Here is a 16,382-nt window from a genome sequence, read left to right as displayed (position 1 = left end):
TGCCGGGAACATGACTGAACAGTCAGGAGACGAATCGCGCGTAACCCTGGCAAATCGGTGACCGACTATGCGCCGCGCCGTCAGAACAGCGTCAGCTCCTGCGGTGACACCATCGGCGCCACCGGCACCCGCGCGGTCAGCTGTGGCCCGTCGTTACGAACGTCCCCCACCGCCGTACCCACCGGCCGGATCTCCAGGCCCGCCAACTGCTCCGCCGACGCCGCGGTGAGCAGCCGTCCCGGCTCGTCGGTCGGCGCGAGCCACGACGACCACCGCTGCGGTGGCAGCAGCACCGGCATCCGGTCGTGCACCTCGGCCAGGTCGCCGAGTGCGGTGGTGGTCAGCACGCTGAAGGTGAGCCGGGTCTCGGCGGCGGACTCCCAGACCGACCAGATGCCGGCCAGCGCGAGCACCGAGCCGTCCCGGGGCGTCATGAAGTACGCCTGTCGCCCGCCGTCGGGCAGCCGGACCCACTCGTACCAGCCGTCGGCCGGGACCAGGCAACGGCGGCGGGAGAAGGAACCGGCGTACGCCCGGCTGGTGGCCACCGTCTCCGCCCGCGCGTTGATCATCCGGGCGGCTCCCGACGCGGACCGGGACCAGTGCGGCAGCAGACCCCAGCGGCCGACGCAGAGGCTGCGATGCCCCTGCGGGCTGACCCGGACCAGCGGCACCGGGTCGGTCGGCGCGACGTTGTGGTCCGGCCGAACCAGGCCGTCGGAGTCGTCGGACGACTCGAACAGCGCGCTCAGCTCACCGGAGCTCCGGGTCGTCGCGTACCTGCCGCACATGGGGCACACGCTAACGCGTCGGAGGCCCTGTCGGCTGTCCCGCCAACCGGGAGTACGAAAGCCGGGTGCCGCCGCCCGCCCGTCGACACGGCAGAATGTAACGGTGGGCAACCTGACCGCGACCCGGCCGCCGCAGCCGTGGACCGCACCGACCGCATCCGACCCGGTGGCGGCGACGCTGCGCCTGCCCGGTTCCAAATCGATGACCGCCCGGGCCCTGGTGCTCAGCGCGCTGGCCGCCGGCCCGTCGACGCTGGCCCGGCCACTGCGCGCCCGCGACACCGAGTTGATGGCCGCGGGCCTGCGGGCGATGGGCGCGCACGTCTCGATCAGCGACGACGAGCGCTGGCTGGTCCGCCCGCACCCGCTGGCCGGTCCCGCCCACGTCGACGTCGGGCTGGCCGGCACCGTGATGCGGTTCGTGCCACCGGTGGCGGGCCTGGCCGACGGGCAGGTCACCCTCGACGGTGACCCGTACGTGCGCACCCGCCCCCTCGGCCCGCTGGTCGACGCGTTGCGCTCGCTGGGCGTCCGGATCGACGTCACCGGCACCGGCAGCCTGCCGCTGACCGTGCTCGGCACCGGCCGGGTCACCGGCGGCGAGGTCGTGATCGACGCGTCCGCATCCAGCCAACTCGTCTCCGGGCTGTTGCTGGCCGCCCCGCGCTTCGACCGGGGCGTCGTGGTCCGCCACGTCGGGCCGCCGGTGCCCTCCGCGCCGCATCTCCGGATGACGGTGCAGATGCTGCGGGCCGCCGGTGCGGCGGTCGACGACAGCACCCCCGACGTCTGGGCCGTCGAGCCCGGCCCACTCACCGGGCGCGGCTGGGACATCGAACCGGACCTCTCCGGCGCCGTGCCGTTCTTCGCCGCCGCACTGGTCACCGGCGGCGAGGTCACCCTCCAGGGCTGGCCGCACAGCAGCGGGCAGCCGATCGAGAAACTCCGCTCGCTGCTGCAGCGGATGGGCGGCGAGGTCGCCCTCTCCACCAACGGGCTGACCGTCCGTGGCACCGGCGTCGTGCACGGCCTGACCGCCGACCTCTCCGACGTGGGCGAGCTGACCCTCGTGCTGACCGCGCTGGCCATGCTGGCCGACTCGCCGTCGGTCTTCACCGGCGTCGGGCACATCCGCGGCCACGAGACCGACCGGCTCGCCGCGCTCGCGCGCGAGTTCGGCGGGCTCGGAGCGGACATCACCGAAACGCCGGACGGGTTGGAGATCCGGCCCCGACCGCTGCGCGGCGGCGTCTTCCGCACCTACCACGACCACCGCATGGCGCACGCCGCCGCGGTGGCCGGGCTCGCCGTCCCGGGCATCGAGGTGGACGACGTGGGGTGTACCTCCAAGACCATGCCCGAGTTCCCGGCACTATGGTCAGCGATGGTGACCGGCAAGTGAGCGTCCGGACGCTCGGTAAGAGCTGACGCGAGAAGAGGACAGGTCCTGGCGACCAAACGGCGGGAGTACGACGAGGACGACGTGCGGGTGCGGCCCGGAAAGTCGTCGCGCCCACGTACGCGCACCCGCCCGCAGCACGCCGACGCGGTCGACGGGTTCGTCATCGCCGTCGACCGGGGGCGCTACACCTGCGTGCTCTCCGGGGCCGAACGCGGCGTGGTCGGCGCCGAGCTGCCCACTGTCACCGCCATGCGGGCCCGCGAGTTGGGCCGCAAGTCGGTGGTCGTCGGTGACCGGGTCAGTCTGGTCGGCGACACCTCCGGGGCGGAGGGCGCGCTCGCCCGCATCGTCCGGATCGCCGAACGCCGCTCGGTGCTGCGCCGCACCGCCGACGACGACGAGACCACCGCCGAGGGTCGGCTGGAACGGGTCGTGGTGGCCAACGCGGACCAGTTGGTGATCGTGAGCGCCTTGGCCGACCCACCGCCGCGCACCGGGTTCATCGACCGCTGCCTGGTTGCCGCGTACGACGCGGACGTCGAGCCGTTGCTCTGCCTCACCAAGGCCGACCTGGCCGGGCCGGAGGAGGTGCTCGGCTACTACACCGAGCTGGAGCTGCCGTACGTGCTCAACCGCCCCGACTCCGACCTCGACGCGCTCCGCGCGCTGCTCAGCGGCAAGGTGTCGGTGCTGGTCGGGCACTCCGGCGTGGGCAAGTCGACGCTGGTCAACCGCCTCGTTCCGGACGCGCTGCGCGCGGTCGGCGTGGTCAGCGCGATCGGCCGGGGCCGGCACACCTCGACCAGCGCGGTGGCGCTGCGGCTGCCACCGGTGCCCGGGGTCGACACCGACCCGGGTTGGATCATCGACACCCCCGGGATCCGCAGCTTCGGGTTGGCGCACGTGTCGGCCGACAGCCTGCTGCACGGCTTTCCGGACCTGGTCGAGGGCACCGTCGACTGCCCACCGAACTGCCCCCACACGGCCGACGAGGCCGAGTGCGGGCTGGACGCCTGGGTGGCCGCCGGCAAGGCCGACCCGCGCCGGTTGGCCTCGTACCGTCGGTTGCTGGCCTCCCGGGCCGGCGAGGGTGACTCGCGCGGCGACAGCGACCAGCGCGGCCCCGGCGAGGGTGACCGGCGCGGCCCGGACGAGTGACCCGACGGGCGTGGGCTAGGTTGCCGGCATGACCGGGTACGCCGACGACCTCGCCCTCGCCCACCTGCTCGCCGACCGGGCCGACGCCATCGCCACGGCCCGGTTCCGCGCGCTCGACCTGCGCGTCGAGGCGAAGCCCGACCTGACCCCGGTATCGGACGCGGACACCGCGGTGGAGCGGGAGATCCGCGCCCTGTTGGCCGAGCGACGACCGGCCGACGGGCTGCTCGGTGAGGAGTTCGGCGCGCAGCCGTCCGCCGACCCGAACGGCCGCCGGTGGATCATCGACCCGATCGACGGCACCAAGAACTTCGTCCGTGGCGTGCCGATCTGGGCCACCCTGATCGCGCTCTACGACGGCGACCGGCCGGCGGTCGGCGTGGTGTCCGCACCGGCGCTCGGACGACGCTGGTGGGCCAGCGCGGGCGCGGGCGCGTACGCCGGGCCGGGTCCCACGGCCGGTGAGCGGATCGGCGTGTCCGCGGTGCGCGGGGTGGCGGATGCCAGCTTCTGCTACTCGTCACTGAACGGGTGGGAGGAGACCGGGCGGCTCGACGCGGTGCTCGACCTGATGCGGGACAGCTGGCGCAGCCGGGCGTACGGCGACTTCTACGGCTACATGCTGTTGGCCGAGGGGGCACTGGACGTGATGGTCGAGCCGGAGTTGTCGTTGTGGGACGTGGCGGCGTTGGTGCCGATCGTCACGGAGGCAGGTGGCACCGTCACGGATCTGGGCGGACAACCGGCTCCCGCCGGCGCTGCGGGCACCGACAGCAGCGTGGTCGCCACCAACGGTGTGCTGCACGCCGACATCCTCGGGCGGCTCAACCGACCAACCGAGCGCTGACCCCCGGCAACCTCTATCCTCGCCAGGTGGTCTCCTCCGGTTGGTGTTTCCTCGCGGCGATGATCGTCGCCTACGGCTTCGCCAACCTGCTCCAGTCGGTGGCGGCGGCCCGCACCACCGTCCACCACACCTTCGATCCGGGCCTGCTGCTGCGCCTCGCCGGGCACCGGACGTACCTGGTCGGTCTCGGCTGTCAGATCGCCGGTTTCGTGCTCGCCTTCCTGGCCCGGCGGGACCTGCCGCTGTTCCTCGTGCAGGCCAGCGTGGCCGCCGGGCTCGGGGTGACCGCCATCCTCGGGGTGCTGGTGTTGAAGTGGCGGCTGCCGGCAGCGGAGGTGGTGCTGCTGGCGCTGCTCTTCGCGGGGATCACCGCGCTGGTGCTGTCCGCCCGACCGGCGCCGTCGAAGCAGCTCGGCACCGCCGGCTCGATCGCCCTGCTGGTGGCGCTGGGCGTGATCGCGGTGCTCGGCTTCTTCGCCGTCCGGCTGCACGGCGCGCCGGGTTCGGTGGCCCTCGGCTCACTGGCCGGGCTGGCGTTCAGCTCGGCCGCTGTCGCCGCCCGGCCACTGGCATCCGCGCCGTCCGCCGAGGCGTTCCTCGCCGACCCGCTGTTCTACCTGCTGATCGCCCACTCGATCGTGGGTCAACTGCTGCTCGGTCTGGCCATGCAGCGCGGTTCGACGACCGCCGCGGTCGCCGCGATGGACGCCGCCGGCGCGGTGCCGGCCGCGATCGTCGGCCTGCTGCTGCTCAACGACAAGATCTGGCCGGGCCGGGAGTGGCTGGCCGCGGTCGGCTTCCTGGTGACCCTGGCCGCGGTGATCGGCCTGACCCGGTACGCCGAACCGCAGCAGCACCGGTCGGTGACCCGCCGTCGGGACCCCGCCATGGTCGGTGCCGGCCAGCCGGGCTGACCGTCCGGCACCGCACCACGGTCGAGGTGCCGCGGCACCGCCGACTCACGCCTCGACGGGCTTGCGGCGGCTCACCACCCGTTCGTAGAGGCGCTCCAGCGCGCCGGCGGTCCGTTCCCAGGTGTAGCTGCTGCGCACCCGGTCCACCGCGGCGTGCCCGTACGCGAACCGACCGGCGTTGTCGGCCAGCAGCCGGCGCAGCGACACTCCGAGCGCCCGCACGTCACCGGGGGGCACCAGGCGGCCGGTGACCTCGTCGACGACGGCGTCCGCCAGGCCGCCCATCGCGTAGCCGATCACCGGCACACCGCAGGCCATCGCCTCCAGCGAGACCCGTCCGGCCGAGGAGTAGTGCGGCGTGCAGGCGACCACGTCCGCCGACCGGTACCAGGTGGCCATCTGGTCGTGCGGCACCGCCCCGATGAGCCGTACCTGGTCGACGACGCCGAGCTGTTCGGCCAACTCGCGCAGCCGTCGCGCCTCGGCGTGGTTGACCAACTGGTCGGCCGGCGGCCCGCCGGCGATCACCAGCTCGGCGTCACCGATCAGCCGCATCGCCCGGATCAGGTCCTCCTGGCCGTGCCCGGCGGCCAGCGAGCCCACCGAGAGGATCCGGGACCGCTGTTCGCGCGGTGCCGCCTCGCCGTCGGGATGGAACAGGTCGATGTCGACGCCGGCCGGCACCAACGCGACCGAGCTGCGTTGCAGACCCATCCGGGTCAGCTCGTCGACCTCGTCGTTGGACTGAGCCACGGCGATGTCGACGGCCCGGGTCAGCGCGCGCTCCAGCGTGATCCGCTGGCCCGGCCCGTCGTAGTGACCACCCAGATGACGCAGCTGCTCGATGCCGAGCGAGTGGAACGTCTGCACCACCGGGATGTCGGTCTCCCGGACGGCGTGCGCGGCGGCCAGGCCACCGACCCAGTAGTGCCCGTGCACCACCTCGGGCCGCCAGGAACCCGACCACTCGTCGGCCAGCCACCGGCCGACCTCCGTCACGTACGGGATCAGCTCGACGGTGGGCAGTGGGGTGGGCGGGCCGGCGGGCACCTGGTGCACCTGGTAACCGTCGACGGTCATCGTCGCCGGCAGCGCCGGGTCGTCCCGGCGCACGTAGAGCCGAACGTCATGGCCTCGCTCGGCCAGCTCGGCGGCGACCCTCGCGGTGTGCTGTCGGGTGCCTACCGGCGGGCCGTCGGCGTGGCGGTAGGAACTGGCGTGCGCGCAGACGAGGCCGACGCGCATGGGTCACCTCCCTGCGATCTTTCCTCGGCGGTGGTCCTCCCGGTCAGAGCGTCCCATTAACCCCGCGACGCTGAGCCGAAACCTGGCAGATCAGGAAGAGTCCCCGCGAGTGCCACCGACACTTGCGCCACGACAAGCACACGCGACACGCGACAGCACGCTTCGACGATGATCGACAAGCCGTCGCCGGTGTGACCAGGCCCGGCCGGGGGTACCGCTCAGAAATGCCGCTGACCCGCAGTCTCGACGATTCGACAGTGGTGATCACCGGTGCGTCCAGCGGGATCGGCACGGCGACCGCGTACGCGCTGGCCCGCCGTGGTGCCGCCGTCGTGCTGGCCGCCCGCAGCGAGCCGGCCCTGCTGCAGGTCGCGCAGCGCTGCCAGGCGTTGGGCGGTCGGGCGCTGGTCGTACCGACCGACGTCACCGAGTTGGAGTCGGTGCGGCGGCTGGCCGACCAGGCGGCGGCCGAGTTCGGCCGGATCGACGCCTGGGTGAACAACGCCGCGGTCAGCGCGGTGGGGCTGTTCGACGAGATCCCGGTCGCCGAGTTCCGCCGGGTGCTGGAGGTCAACCTGCTCGGAACGGTGCACGGCATCAAGGCGGCCCTGCCCTACCTGGGTGCGGCGGGTGGCGGCGTGCTGGTCAACAACGCCTCCGTGCTGGCCGAGGTGGCAATGCCGTACCAGTCGGCGTACAACGCCACCAAGCACGGCATCCGGGGGCTGGCCGACACCGTCCGACAGGAGCTGCGGGTCACCGGCCGCGGTCACATCTCCGTCTGCACCGTGCTGCCGGCCACGATCGACACCCCGTTCTTCCGGCACACCGGCAACCACAGCGGCCGGGAGCTGGTGCCACCTCCTCCGATCTACCCGCCGGAGGTGGTGGCCGAGACCATCGTCCGGCTGCTGCGCCGGCCTCGCCGCGAGGCGTACGCCGGCGGCGCGGCCCGGCTGATCGGCCTGCAGTGGCGGCTGGCGCCCGCGCTGGTCGAGCGCACCCTCGGCTGGTACGCCCACCGCACCCAGTTCGGCCCGGGGGCCCGACCGGACAGCAGCGGCAACGTGTTCCAACCCGATGCTCAGGCGCGCGAGGACGGTGGCTGGCACGGTCGGCGGCGACAGTTGGCGCGGATGACCGCCGCGTTCGGCCTGGCCGCCGCCGGCACGGCTGTCGGCACCCTGGCGGCCATCAACCGCCGCTCCCGGTCGGGCCGCTGATGGCCGATGTCGAGCGCCCGAATGCGCTGGCCGTCACCAACGCGCACAATCAGGCGATCATGTCGCGCTTTCTGGTGGAAATCGTCGAGTCGTCAGCGGTGGTCCGGCTGACCGGTGTGCTCGATTCCGCCGGCACCGAGGCGGTACGCGACGCGCTGCTCGCCCGCCTGGCGGACCGGCCCGGCCCGGTGGTGGCCGACGTGACCGGTCTGCGGGTCGTCGACCCGGCCGGGCGCGGCGTCTTCGCCGACGTACGCCGGGAGGTCGCCGACTGGCCCGCCGCTGACCTGCTGCTGTGTGACCCGGCGGTCGACCGGCCCGCCCAGCCGGACGCCGCGCTCGCCGGGGTGCCGGCCTGGCCGACGCTCGACGGGGCGCTGGCCGCTGTGGCGGCGACGCCGCTGGCGGCGGTCCTCACCGCCGAGCTGGCTCCGGCGGTGGGCGCCGCCCGGCAGGCTCGCGAGCTGGTCACCGCCGGTTGCGAGCGCTGGGGTATGCCGACGCTCGCCGACCCGGCGTGCATCGCGATCACCGAGATGGTCAACAACGTGGTGGCGCACGCCCGGACCCCGATGACGGTGCGACTGGCCCCCCGGGAGACCACCCTGCACCTGGCGGTGCGCGATTACTCCCCGCGTCAGCCGACGTTCGCCGGGTTGTCACCACCGGACCGGGCCGGCGGCCGGGGACTGCTGCTGATCGACACGGTGACCCGCCGCTGGGGCAGCACTGCCGTACCGGACGGCAAGGTCGTCTGGTGTGTGCTGCACCCCGACGACGAGGCCGCCTGACGGGGCTTTCGCCGTCGGCGCCCGATTCGGCGCCGTACCGTCGACTGCCGCCCGGTTACGGCGGCAGGGCAGCGGGTAGTGATCAGACATGCGCGACAACGAGTTCCCGACCCCCGTGTCCGACACCGAGGCGCAAGGGCTGCCCGACACCGCCGATGACGACTCGACCGCCAACGACGACGTCCTCACCGGGCGCGAGGCGGACGGCCCGGACCCGGCCCAACTGCCCGGCGACCGGACGCCGGTGGCGGTGGACCGGTTCGGCACGACCGCCGAGGAGCAGCTCGACGGTGAGTCGTTGGACTACAAGCTCGACCGCGAGGTCTACGAGCGCCCGGCAGACGATCCGCTGGCCGGCACCATCGACCCGAAGATCGCCTTCGAGGCGGACAACCTGGAAGCCGCGGCGGAGGCTCAGCTCGACGCCGACGTGATGGATCCCGGGCCCACCTCGGACCCGAACTCACCGGTCTCCCTCTACGACCACGGTCAGCTCGGCACCGTTGCCGACGCCACAGTGGGTCGGCTGGTGGAACCCGACGAGGGGGCGCACACCGACCAGGAGACCGACTCGGTGGCGTACGACGCCGGATCGGCCGGCGGCGGAGCCACCGCCGAGGAGCTGGCCATCCACGAGACGGAGCCGCCGCGCTCGGTCTGACGTCCGCTCAGTCGTCCAGACCGCGTTCGATGGCGTACCGGGTCAGCTCGACCCGGTTGTGCAGTTGCAGCTTCCCCAGGGTGTTCTGCACGTGGTTCTGCACCGTGCGGTGCGACAGGCCGAGGCGCTGGGCGATCTGCTTGTACGACATCCCCTTCGCCACCAGCCGCAGCACCTCCGTCTCCCGCTCGGTGAGCTGGGGCGTCGCGGGTTCGGCAGCGCCGGCCGGGCCGGTCCCCCGCCCCGGTCCGGCGGCCAGCCGGCGGTACTCGCCGAGCACCAGCCCGGCCAGTCCGGGAGTGAAGACCGCGTCGCCGACGGCGGTGCGGTGCACCGCCTCCAGGAACTCGGCGGGCGCAGTCGACTTCACCAGGTAACCGGTGGCCCCGGCCTTGACCGCGTCCAGCACGCTCTGCTGCTCGCCGCTGGCGCTGAGCATCAGCACCCGTACCGCGGGCAGCGCCGCGCGCAACCCCAGGATCACCTCGACGCCGGAGATGTCGGGCAGTTGCAGGTCGAGGACGACGACGTCGGGCCGGGCGGCGGCGGCCACCCGGATGGCCTGTCGCCCCTCGCCGCTGGTCGCCACCACCAGGAAACCGGCCTCGGTCAGGTCGCGGGCCACGCCCTCCCGCCACATCGGATGGTCGTCCACCACCATCACCCGGACCGGGTTCGCCGCTGTCACCTCGGCACGCTCAGCTCGATCTCGGTGCCCGCCTCCGGGGCGGACACGATCCGCACGGTGCCGCCCACGTCGGTCACCCGTCCCCGGATCGACTGGGTCACGCCGAGCCGACCCTGGGCGGCCGCCTCGTCCAGCCGGCCGTCCGGAATACCCGGCCCCTCGTCGCGGATCGACACGGTCACCGTCGCCCCCTCGTCCTCGATCAGCACCCAGGCCCGCCCGCCGGCGTGCCGCCCCACGTTGTCCAACGCCGCCCCGGTCGCCGCGGCCAACTCCGCGGCCACCCGTCGGGGCAGCGGCACCGGGGTGGCCGGAGCGGAGAGCGCCACCGCCGCCGAGGCGTACCGGCCGAGCAGGGTCCGCAGGTCCACCGCCTCGCCGCCGTCCAGCAGGCTCCCGCCGCCGTCCGGGAGGCTCTCGGTGGCCGGACCGGCGCCGGCGATCAGCGCCCGCAGGGCAACCTCCTGCTCGCCGGCCAGCCGGGCCAGCTCACCGGCCTCGCCGGGCAGGTCGGCGCCGCGCCGCTGCACCAGCGCCAGCACCTGGAGCACCGAGTCGTGAATGTCGCGGGCCAGCCGCTCCCGCTCCCGGGTGGCGGCCTCCAACTCCACCGCCCGCTGCAACCGCTCCTCGGCCCGCACCGCGAGCCGGGCCACGTGCCCGACCACCACCCCGGCCAGCAGCATCAGGATCACCCCGGTGAACGAGGACTGACCGATCCGCTCCCGGGTGGCCAGGTCCGCGCCGGCGACCAGCAGCGCGGCGACAGTGCCCCGCCGCCGGCCACCGGAGACGGCCCAGGCCAGCACCGGGCCGGCCATCCAGGCCACCCCCAGGGTGGGTACGCCGTGGGCGAGCGCCGTCCGGCCGACCACCCACGGGGTGGCCAGCACGATGGCCATCACCACCCCGAGGTCGGCCAGCAGCAGCGGCCAGCGCCGCCACGCCGGCCGGGCGTACCCGACCGCTGTCGCGCCGGTCCAGGCGACCATCAGAAGAATCAGAGCACCGACGGCGTACGGGTGGGCGTACCGGTCGGCGTCGCGCACCGCAAGCGCGCAGACGTACGCCAGGGAGGCCAGCCTGAACACGGCGAGCGCACGCCACAGCGGCACCTCGAACCCACCCGGCGGCGACGGCATGGCGGTCAGGATGCCACAACCGGTCCGGCGCACGGCCAGCAGCGAGTGCGGTTCAGGAAACCCTGACGTACGGTGGAAAAGCCGCGAATTATCCGAGATGCGCCGCCGGGACGGGCCCATGACAAACGCAGATCCGCACGCACCGCGTACGGTTGTGCCCATCGAACCTGCCCTCCTGATCGCCGAAGCCTTTGACCAGGCCCAGGTGACCGAGATTCGACACTCGGTCACCTCCTGCGCGCGCGCCTCCGGCCTGAGCGGCCAACGGCTGGACGACTTCGTGCTCGCGATCAACGAATTGATCACCAACGCGGTGCGGCACGGCGGTGGGCGCGGCTGGCTGCGACTCTGGCACGAGTCGGGCGTGCTGGTCTGCGAAGTCGCCGATCACGGGCACGGGATCAGCCCGCAGCGGCTGGGCGACCGCAGCCGGCCCGCCCCGGACACGGCCGGCGGCTGGGGCCTCTGGCTGGCCCGCGAGCTGACCGACGCGATGGAAGTGGTCACCGGCACCGCCGGCACCACCGTCCGCATAACCACCGGCCTGACCAACCAAAGCCCCACCCCGCACTAACCACCCCACCCCGGCCGGCCTCGCCCGCCCGTCTCAGACCCGGCCAGGCCCGACCCGCCTCGACCCGGCCCGCCTCGGGTCGGCCTGATCCCATCCCGCCCCGATTCGGCCCGCCTCAGCTCGGCCCAGCCCGGCCCAGCCCGCCTCGGCCCGGCCCAGCCCAGCCCAGCCCAGCCCGCCTCGGCCCGGTCCGCCTCGGCCCAGCCCAGCCCAGCCCAGCCCAGCCCCAGCCCAGCCCGTCGATCATGGAGTTGTGGTGGGGGACAAAATCCCCGAATTATGCCAAGCCCGGCACCACAACTCCATGATCCACCGCACCTGCCCGCGATCTTGCACTTACTGTCCCAACATAAGCGGCATTCCACGTTTTTCGACAACCGAAACTGCAAGATCGACGCAGACAGGTGCGGCACGGGGCGCAGCACGCGCCGGGGTGCGGGGCGGGGTCAGGCGAAGAGTGCGGAGACGGATTCGCCGTTGTGGATCCGGCGCGTCGCCTCGGCCAGGGCGGGGGCCACCGACAGGACCTGCAGCTTGGGAACCCGCTTGGCGGCCGGGATGGGCACCGTGTTGGTACAGACGATCTCCAGGACGCCGTCCTGGTCGCTGAGCCGCTGCAACGCGTCGTCCGAAAAGAGGCCGTGCGTGCAGGCGAGCCGGATCGACCGGACCTTCAGGCCGCGCAGATGCTCCATCAGCTCGACCACCGTGCTGCCCTTGGCGATCTCGTCGTCCAGCACGATGACATCCCGGTCGGTCACGTCGCCGATCACCGCGCTGATCTTGACCAGGTCGTCGCTGAACCGCTGCTTCGCCCCGGCCGCGACCGGAGTGCCGAGCAGCCGGGCGAAGGCCGCGGCCTCCTTGGCGTTGCCCAGGTCGGGCGAGACCACCACGGTGTTGCTCAGGTCGTAGCGCCGGAAGTGGGTGGCGAGTTCCCGAAGCGCGTGCAGGTGATCCACCGGGACGCTGAAGAAGCCGTGCACCTGCGGCGAGTGCAGGGTCATCGCGAGCACCCGGTCCGCCCCGGCCGAGGTGAGCAGGTCGGCGACGAGCCGCGCGCCGATCGAGATCCGTGGGGCGTCCTTCTTGTCCGACCGGGCGTACGCGTAGTGCGGCAGCACCACGGTGATCCGACCGGCGGAGGCACCCCGGGCGGCGTCGATCATCAGTAGCAGCTCGACCAGGTGCTCCTGCACCGGCGGCACCAGCGGCTGGATCAGGAAGACGTCCCGCTCCCGGCAGTTGGCCTGCAACTGGACTTCCAGACAGTCATTCGCGAACCGGGAGACCCGTACCGGGTGCAACGGCACCCCCAGGTGGGCGCAGATCTCGGCAGCCAGGTCGGGATGGGCGGTTCCACTGAAAACGGCGATGTCGCGCACGTTCGCACATCGTAGGGGAAGCCCACGGCCGACGATGGCAGCAGGCCGGAACCCGCCGTGACGCCTGTCGCACCCCGCCGCCGTCCGGGTACGGTGCTGCGGTGACCCCCCAGTACGTCGCCGCCATCGACCAGGGCACCACCTCCTCGCGGTGCATCGTCTTCGACCGGGCCGGGGACGTCATCGCCGTGGCCCAGCGCGAGCACCGGCAGATCTTCCCCCGACCGGGGTGGGTGGAGCACGACGCCGAGGAGATCTGGGACAACGTCGAGCAGGTGGTCGCCGAGGCGCTGCGGACCGCCGGCACCGACGCGTCCGGGCTGGCCGCTGTCGGCATCACCAACCAGCGGGAGACCACCGTCGTGTGGGACCGGGCCACCGGTCGCCCGGTGGCCAACGCCATCGTCTGGCAGGACACCCGGACCGGGCCGCTGCTGCGCGAGCTTGCGTCGGCGTACGGCGAGGAGCGGTTCCGGGCCCGCACGGGCCTGCCGCTGGCCACCTACTTCGCCGGGCCGAAGCTGCGCTGGCTGCTCGACGAGGTCGACGGCCTGCGTGAACGCGCCGACCGCGGCGAGGTGCTCTTCGGCACCATGGACAGCTGGTTGATCTGGAAGCTGACCGGCGAGCACGTCACCGACGTGACGAACGCCAGCCGGACCATGCTGATGGACCTCACGACCCTCGACTGGGCCCCGGAGCTGCTGGACGCGATGGGTGTTCCGGCGGCGATGCTGCCGGAGATCCGCTGCTCCGCCGAGGTGTACGGCACGGCGGGCGGGGTGCTCGCCGGGGTGCCGGTGGCCAGCGCGCTGGGCGACCAGCAGGCCGCCCTGTTCGGGCAGACCTGCTTCCAGCCGGGTGAGGCGAAGTGCACCTACGGCACCGGCAGCTTCCTGCTGCTCAACACCGGTGCCAGCCCGGTCCCGTCGACGCACGGTCTGCTCACCACCGTCGCCTACCGGATCAAGGACCAACCACCGGCGTACGCCCTCGAAGGTGCCATCGCGGTCACCGGTTCGCTGGTGCAGTGGCTGCGGGACAACCTCGGGCTGATCTCCACGGCCGCCGAGGTGGAGGAGTTGGCCCGCACCGTGGACGACAACGGCGGGTGTTACGTGGTGCCGGCATTCTCGGGACTGTTCGCCCCGCACTGGCGTCCGGACGCCCGGGGGGTGATCGCCGGACTGACCGGTTACATCACCAAGGGGCACCTGGCGCGTGCGGCGCTGGAAGCGTCGGCATGGCAGACCCGCGAGGTGGTCGACGCGATGAACGCCGACTCGGACGTGGCGCTGCGTCGTCTCCGGGTGGACGGTGGGATGACCGCGAACGGTCTGCTCATGCAGTTCCTCGCCGATGTGCTCGACGTGCCGGTGGTCCGTTCCCGGATCACCGAGACCACCTGCCTGGGTGCCGCGTACGCGGCCGGTCTGGCGGTCGGCTTCTGGCCGGACCTGGCCACCCTGCGGGCGCAGTGGCGCTCGGACGCGCAGTGGGAGCCGGCCATGGCCCCGGAGCTACGCGAGCAGGAGCTGCGCCAGTGGCGTAAGGCGGTGCAGCGCACCCTCGACTGGGTGGAGTGACCTCAGCGGCCGGTGCGGACCTGTGCCACGAACGCGCGCCAGGCCGACGGCGCGAAGGTGAGGACGGTGCCGGCGCGGTCGGTGGAGTCCCGGACCAGCACCTGGTCCGGCAGGTTGTCGGCCACCTCGACGCAGGTGTCGCCGCCGTTGCCACTTCGGGTCGACACGCGCCACCGAGGGGTGGGGGCGGAGTTCACAGCTCGTTCACCAGCTTTCCGATCAGCTCGACGGACACGCTCGCCGGCAGGGCCTCGCCCAGCAGGGTGTCCCACATCGTCCTGATGGTATCCACGGTGTCGGGCCGGTCGACGATCTGGCCGACGACCCCGTCGATGTAGGCCACCTCGTCGCCGTCGGGCAGGTTGGCCAGCACGAAGCCGCCGGCGAGCCCGGGGTGCGCGCCCGCGCCGGCGGGGATCACGTAGAGCCGGACGTGGGGCAGCGTGGCCAAGTCGACCAGCCGGTCCAACTGGGCGAGCTGGACGTCGCGATCGCCGACCACACGACGCAGCGCGGTCTCGTCGATGACCGCGGTGAACCGCTTCGGGGCCGGGCCGGCCAGCAGCTCCTGGCGGGCGAGCCGGCCAGTGACCAGCTGGTCGACCTGCTCCGGGGTGTGGGTGCCCTGGGCGCTGAGCACCGCGTGCGCGTACGGCTCGGTCTGGAGCAGACCGGGCACGAGCGACGGTTGAACGGTGCGGAGGGCGACCGCCTCGGCCTCGATCGCCCGCCACGGCGCGAACCAGGCCGGCGACTCCTGCCGGGCCGCCACCGCCAGCAACTCGGCCAGCAGCCCGCCGGTGTCCAGCGCGGTGTCCGCCGCCTCGGCGAACTGCGGGGTGGGCCTGCGTCGCCCGGTCTCGATCGCCGCGATGGTGGACGGACTCCACCTGATCAGCTCCGCGAGGGCCTCCTGCGAGACGCCCGCACCGGCCCGGGCGGCCTTGAGCGCCCTGATCCACATGTCGCCGTTCATCCGACCGCCCCAGACTCCACCAAGAGTGATGGATCCATCCTCGACGGTGACGACGGTCAGGTCCAGCAGGAGCGGGAAAAGCGCGGTGTCCCGGTCAGTCCCAGCGGTTGCCGGTGAGCTTCTCGTAGACGTCGATGTAGCGGGCCCGGGTCGCCTCGACCACCTCGGCCGGCATGTCCGGGGCGGGGGCCTGCTTGTTCCAGCCGCTGCCGGTGGCCCAGTCCCGCACGTACTGCTTGTCGTAGGAGAACTGCACCCGACCCGGCTGGTACGACTCGGCCGGCCAGAACCGCGACGAGTCGGAAGTGAGCAGTTCGTCGGCGAGGACCAGGGTGCCGTCCGGCGCCCAACCCAGCTCGATCTTGGTGTCGGCGACCAGGATGCCCCGGTCGGCGGCCAGCTCGGCACCGCGCCGGTAGATGTCGATGGTGATCTGCCGGAGCCGCTCGGCGGTGGCCTGACCCACCTTGTCCACCACATCGTCGTACGTGATGGGCTCGTCGTGCTCGCCGGCCGGGGCCTTGCTCGACGGCGTGAAGATCGGTTCGGGCAGGATCGACGCCTCGCCGAGCCCTCGCGGCAGCTCCACGCCGGAGACCGCGCCGGTCTTCTCGTACTCCCGCAGGCCGCCGCCGGTCAGGTAACCACGGGCGACGCATTCGACCGGGAGCATGTCCAGCCGCTGGCAGCGGATGGCCCGCCCGGCGAACTCGGCGGGCACGCCGGTGGCCGAGATGACGTGGTTCGGCACCAGGTCGGCGAGCTGCTCGAACCACCAGAGCGAGAGCGCGGTGAGCAGACGGCCCTTGTCCGGGATCGGCGTCGGCAGCGCCACGTCGTAGATCGAGATGCGATCCGAGGCCACCAGGATCAGGTCGTCGCCGTCGGCGTAGACGTCCCGGACCTTGCCCGAGTGCAGAAGTTCCACGCGCCCTAGTACACCATGCGAGATCGCGGGGGCCTGATTCGACCACCCGGCCGAGGGTGACCGGACGGACG

The 16,382-nt window shown here is 72.8% G+C and carries 17 protein-coding genes; 9 read left to right on the top strand and 8 right to left on the bottom strand.

What is annotated here, in order from left to right; translation table 11 throughout:
• Nucleotides 1–80 precede the first annotated feature (80 nt).
• Entirely contained in the window at nt 81–791 is a 711-nt protein-coding gene (locus AB0877_RS08425) for an SOS response-associated peptidase (protein ID WP_366607888.1), read from the bottom strand.
• 103 nt (nt 792–894) lie between these two features.
• On the opposite strand from AB0877_RS08425, the gene aroA reads away from it, so the two are divergent.
• The 4 genes from aroA (at nt 895) to AB0877_RS08405 (ending at nt 5,112) form a co-directional block, all read left to right on the top strand.
• Nucleotides 895–2,193 carry a 3-phosphoshikimate 1-carboxyvinyltransferase gene (gene aroA, locus AB0877_RS08420; protein ID WP_366607886.1) on the top strand — a complete coding sequence of 433 codons (1,299 nt, stop codon included), beginning with the start codon at nt 895–897 and terminating at the stop codon, nt 2,191–2,193.
• An 87-nt stretch (nt 2,194–2,280) separates the two neighbouring features.
• Nucleotides 2,281–3,351 carry a ribosome small subunit-dependent GTPase A gene (rsgA, locus tag AB0877_RS08415; RefSeq protein WP_366608130.1) on the top strand — a complete coding sequence of 357 codons (1,071 nt, stop codon included), beginning with the start codon at nt 2,281–2,283 and terminating at the stop codon, nt 3,349–3,351.
• Nucleotides 3,352–3,379: 28 nt separating this feature from the next.
• Nucleotides 3,380–4,198: a histidinol-phosphatase gene (gene hisN, locus AB0877_RS08410; protein WP_366607884.1), complete on the top strand. Its 819-nt coding sequence runs from the start codon at nt 3,380–3,382 to the stop codon at nt 4,196–4,198.
• A 26-nt stretch (nt 4,199–4,224) separates the two neighbouring features.
• Nucleotides 4,225–5,112, top strand: a complete 888-nt coding sequence (locus AB0877_RS08405) for a hypothetical protein (protein ID WP_357202996.1) — start codon at nt 4,225–4,227, stop codon at nt 5,110–5,112.
• A 45-nt stretch (nt 5,113–5,157) separates the two neighbouring features.
• On the opposite strand, the gene AB0877_RS08400 is transcribed toward AB0877_RS08405, so the two are convergent.
• Nucleotides 5,158–6,357 (bottom strand): glycosyltransferase, encoded by a 1,200-nt coding sequence (locus AB0877_RS08400; RefSeq protein WP_366607882.1) that lies wholly within the window; start codon nt 6,355–6,357, stop codon nt 5,158–5,160.
• A 224-nt stretch (nt 6,358–6,581) separates the two neighbouring features.
• Here AB0877_RS08400 and AB0877_RS08395 point away from each other — a divergent pair, with 224 nt between their 5' ends.
• The 3 genes from AB0877_RS08395 (at nt 6,582) to AB0877_RS08385 (ending at nt 9,032) form a co-directional block, all read left to right on the top strand.
• On the top strand, nt 6,582–7,580 hold the full coding sequence (locus tag AB0877_RS08395) for an SDR family oxidoreductase (protein WP_366607880.1): 999 nt from the start codon (nt 6,582–6,584) through the stop codon (nt 7,578–7,580).
• Nucleotides 7,580–8,371: an ATP-binding protein gene (locus AB0877_RS08390; RefSeq protein WP_366607878.1), complete on the top strand. Its 792-nt coding sequence runs from the start codon at nt 7,580–7,582 to the stop codon at nt 8,369–8,371. Before AB0877_RS08395 ends, AB0877_RS08390 begins: the two co-directional genes overlap by 1 nt.
• An 88-nt stretch (nt 8,372–8,459) precedes the next feature.
• Complete coding sequence (locus tag AB0877_RS08385) at nt 8,460–9,032, top strand: DUF5709 domain-containing protein (RefSeq protein WP_366607876.1); 573 nt, start codon at nt 8,460–8,462, stop codon at nt 9,030–9,032.
• Between the two features lie 7 nt (nt 9,033–9,039).
• Here AB0877_RS08385 and AB0877_RS08380 read toward each other — a convergent pair whose 3' ends face one another.
• Complete coding sequence (locus AB0877_RS08380; protein ID WP_366608129.1) at nt 9,040–9,693, bottom strand: response regulator transcription factor; 654 nt, start codon at nt 9,691–9,693, stop codon at nt 9,040–9,042.
• Nucleotides 9,694–9,716: 23 nt separating this feature from the next.
• Nucleotides 9,717–10,862: a DUF5931 domain-containing protein gene (locus tag AB0877_RS08375; protein ID WP_366607874.1), complete on the bottom strand. Its 1,146-nt coding sequence runs from the start codon at nt 10,860–10,862 to the stop codon at nt 9,717–9,719.
• A 118-nt stretch (nt 10,863–10,980) separates the two neighbouring features.
• On the opposite strand from AB0877_RS08375, the gene AB0877_RS08370 reads away from it, so the two are divergent.
• Nucleotides 10,981–11,436, top strand: a complete 456-nt coding sequence (locus tag AB0877_RS08370) for an ATP-binding protein (protein ID WP_366608128.1) — start codon at nt 10,981–10,983, stop codon at nt 11,434–11,436.
• A 446-nt stretch (nt 11,437–11,882) separates the two neighbouring features.
• On the opposite strand, the gene AB0877_RS08365 is transcribed toward AB0877_RS08370, so the two are convergent.
• Complete coding sequence (locus tag AB0877_RS08365; RefSeq protein WP_366607872.1) at nt 11,883–12,821, bottom strand: ribose-phosphate pyrophosphokinase; 939 nt, start codon at nt 12,819–12,821, stop codon at nt 11,883–11,885.
• 101 nt (nt 12,822–12,922) lie between these two features.
• Here AB0877_RS08365 and glpK point away from each other — a divergent pair, with 101 nt between their 5' ends.
• Complete coding sequence (gene glpK, locus AB0877_RS08360) at nt 12,923–14,407, top strand: glycerol kinase GlpK (protein WP_366607870.1); 1,485 nt, start codon at nt 12,923–12,925, stop codon at nt 14,405–14,407.
• 2 nt (nt 14,408–14,409) lie between these two features.
• Here glpK and AB0877_RS08355 read toward each other — a convergent pair whose 3' ends face one another.
• From AB0877_RS08355 to AB0877_RS08345, 3 genes are all read right to left on the bottom strand, one after another.
• Nucleotides 14,410–14,574, bottom strand: coding sequence for a DUF397 domain-containing protein (locus AB0877_RS08355; RefSeq protein ID WP_366607868.1), 165 nt, complete (start codon nt 14,572–14,574; stop codon nt 14,410–14,412).
• 26 nt (nt 14,575–14,600) lie between these two features.
• Nucleotides 14,601–15,383, bottom strand: coding sequence for a helix-turn-helix transcriptional regulator (locus AB0877_RS08350; protein WP_366607866.1), 783 nt, complete (start codon nt 15,381–15,383; stop codon nt 14,601–14,603).
• 94 nt (nt 15,384–15,477) lie between these two features.
• Nucleotides 15,478–16,311 (bottom strand): phosphoribosylaminoimidazolesuccinocarboxamide synthase, encoded by an 834-nt coding sequence (locus AB0877_RS08345; RefSeq protein WP_366607864.1) that lies wholly within the window; start codon nt 16,309–16,311, stop codon nt 15,478–15,480.
• Nucleotides 16,312–16,382 lie beyond the last annotated feature (71 nt).

Source organism: Micromonospora sp. NPDC047644 (genome assembly GCF_040704315.1).
Lineage (GTDB): Bacteria > Actinomycetota > Actinomycetes > Mycobacteriales > Micromonosporaceae > Micromonospora.
The sequence above is the reverse complement of the archived record's forward strand: the minus strand, read 5'-3'. Positions and strand labels throughout refer to the sequence as shown.

Bases quoted from the DNA above. Each gene is read 5' to 3' on its own strand.
- AB0877_RS08425 (WP_366607888.1), bottom strand. From the start codon at position 791: ATGTGCGGCAGGTACGCGACGACCCGGAGCTCCGGTGAGCTGAGCGCG.
- hisN (WP_366607884.1), top strand. From the start codon at position 3,380: ATGACCGGGTACGCCGACGACCTCGCCCTCGCCCACCTGCTCGCCGAC.
- AB0877_RS08400 (WP_366607882.1), bottom strand. From the start codon at position 6,357: ATGCGCGTCGGCCTCGTCTGCGCGCACGCCAGTTCCTACCGCCACGCC.
- AB0877_RS08395 (WP_366607880.1), top strand. From the start codon at position 6,582: ATGCCGCTGACCCGCAGTCTCGACGATTCGACAGTGGTGATCACCGGT.
- AB0877_RS08390 (WP_366607878.1), top strand. From the start codon at position 7,580: ATGGCCGATGTCGAGCGCCCGAATGCGCTGGCCGTCACCAACGCGCAC.
- AB0877_RS08385 (WP_366607876.1), top strand. From the start codon at position 8,460: ATGCGCGACAACGAGTTCCCGACCCCCGTGTCCGACACCGAGGCGCAA.
- AB0877_RS08380 (WP_366608129.1), bottom strand. From the start codon at position 9,693: ATGGTGGTGGACGACCATCCGATGTGGCGGGAGGGCGTGGCCCGCGAC.
- AB0877_RS08375 (WP_366607874.1), bottom strand. From the start codon at position 10,862: ATGCCGTCGCCGCCGGGTGGGTTCGAGGTGCCGCTGTGGCGTGCGCTC.
- AB0877_RS08370 (WP_366608128.1), top strand. From the start codon at position 10,981: ATGACAAACGCAGATCCGCACGCACCGCGTACGGTTGTGCCCATCGAA.
- AB0877_RS08350 (WP_366607866.1), bottom strand. From the start codon at position 15,383: ATGAACGGCGACATGTGGATCAGGGCGCTCAAGGCCGCCCGGGCCGGT.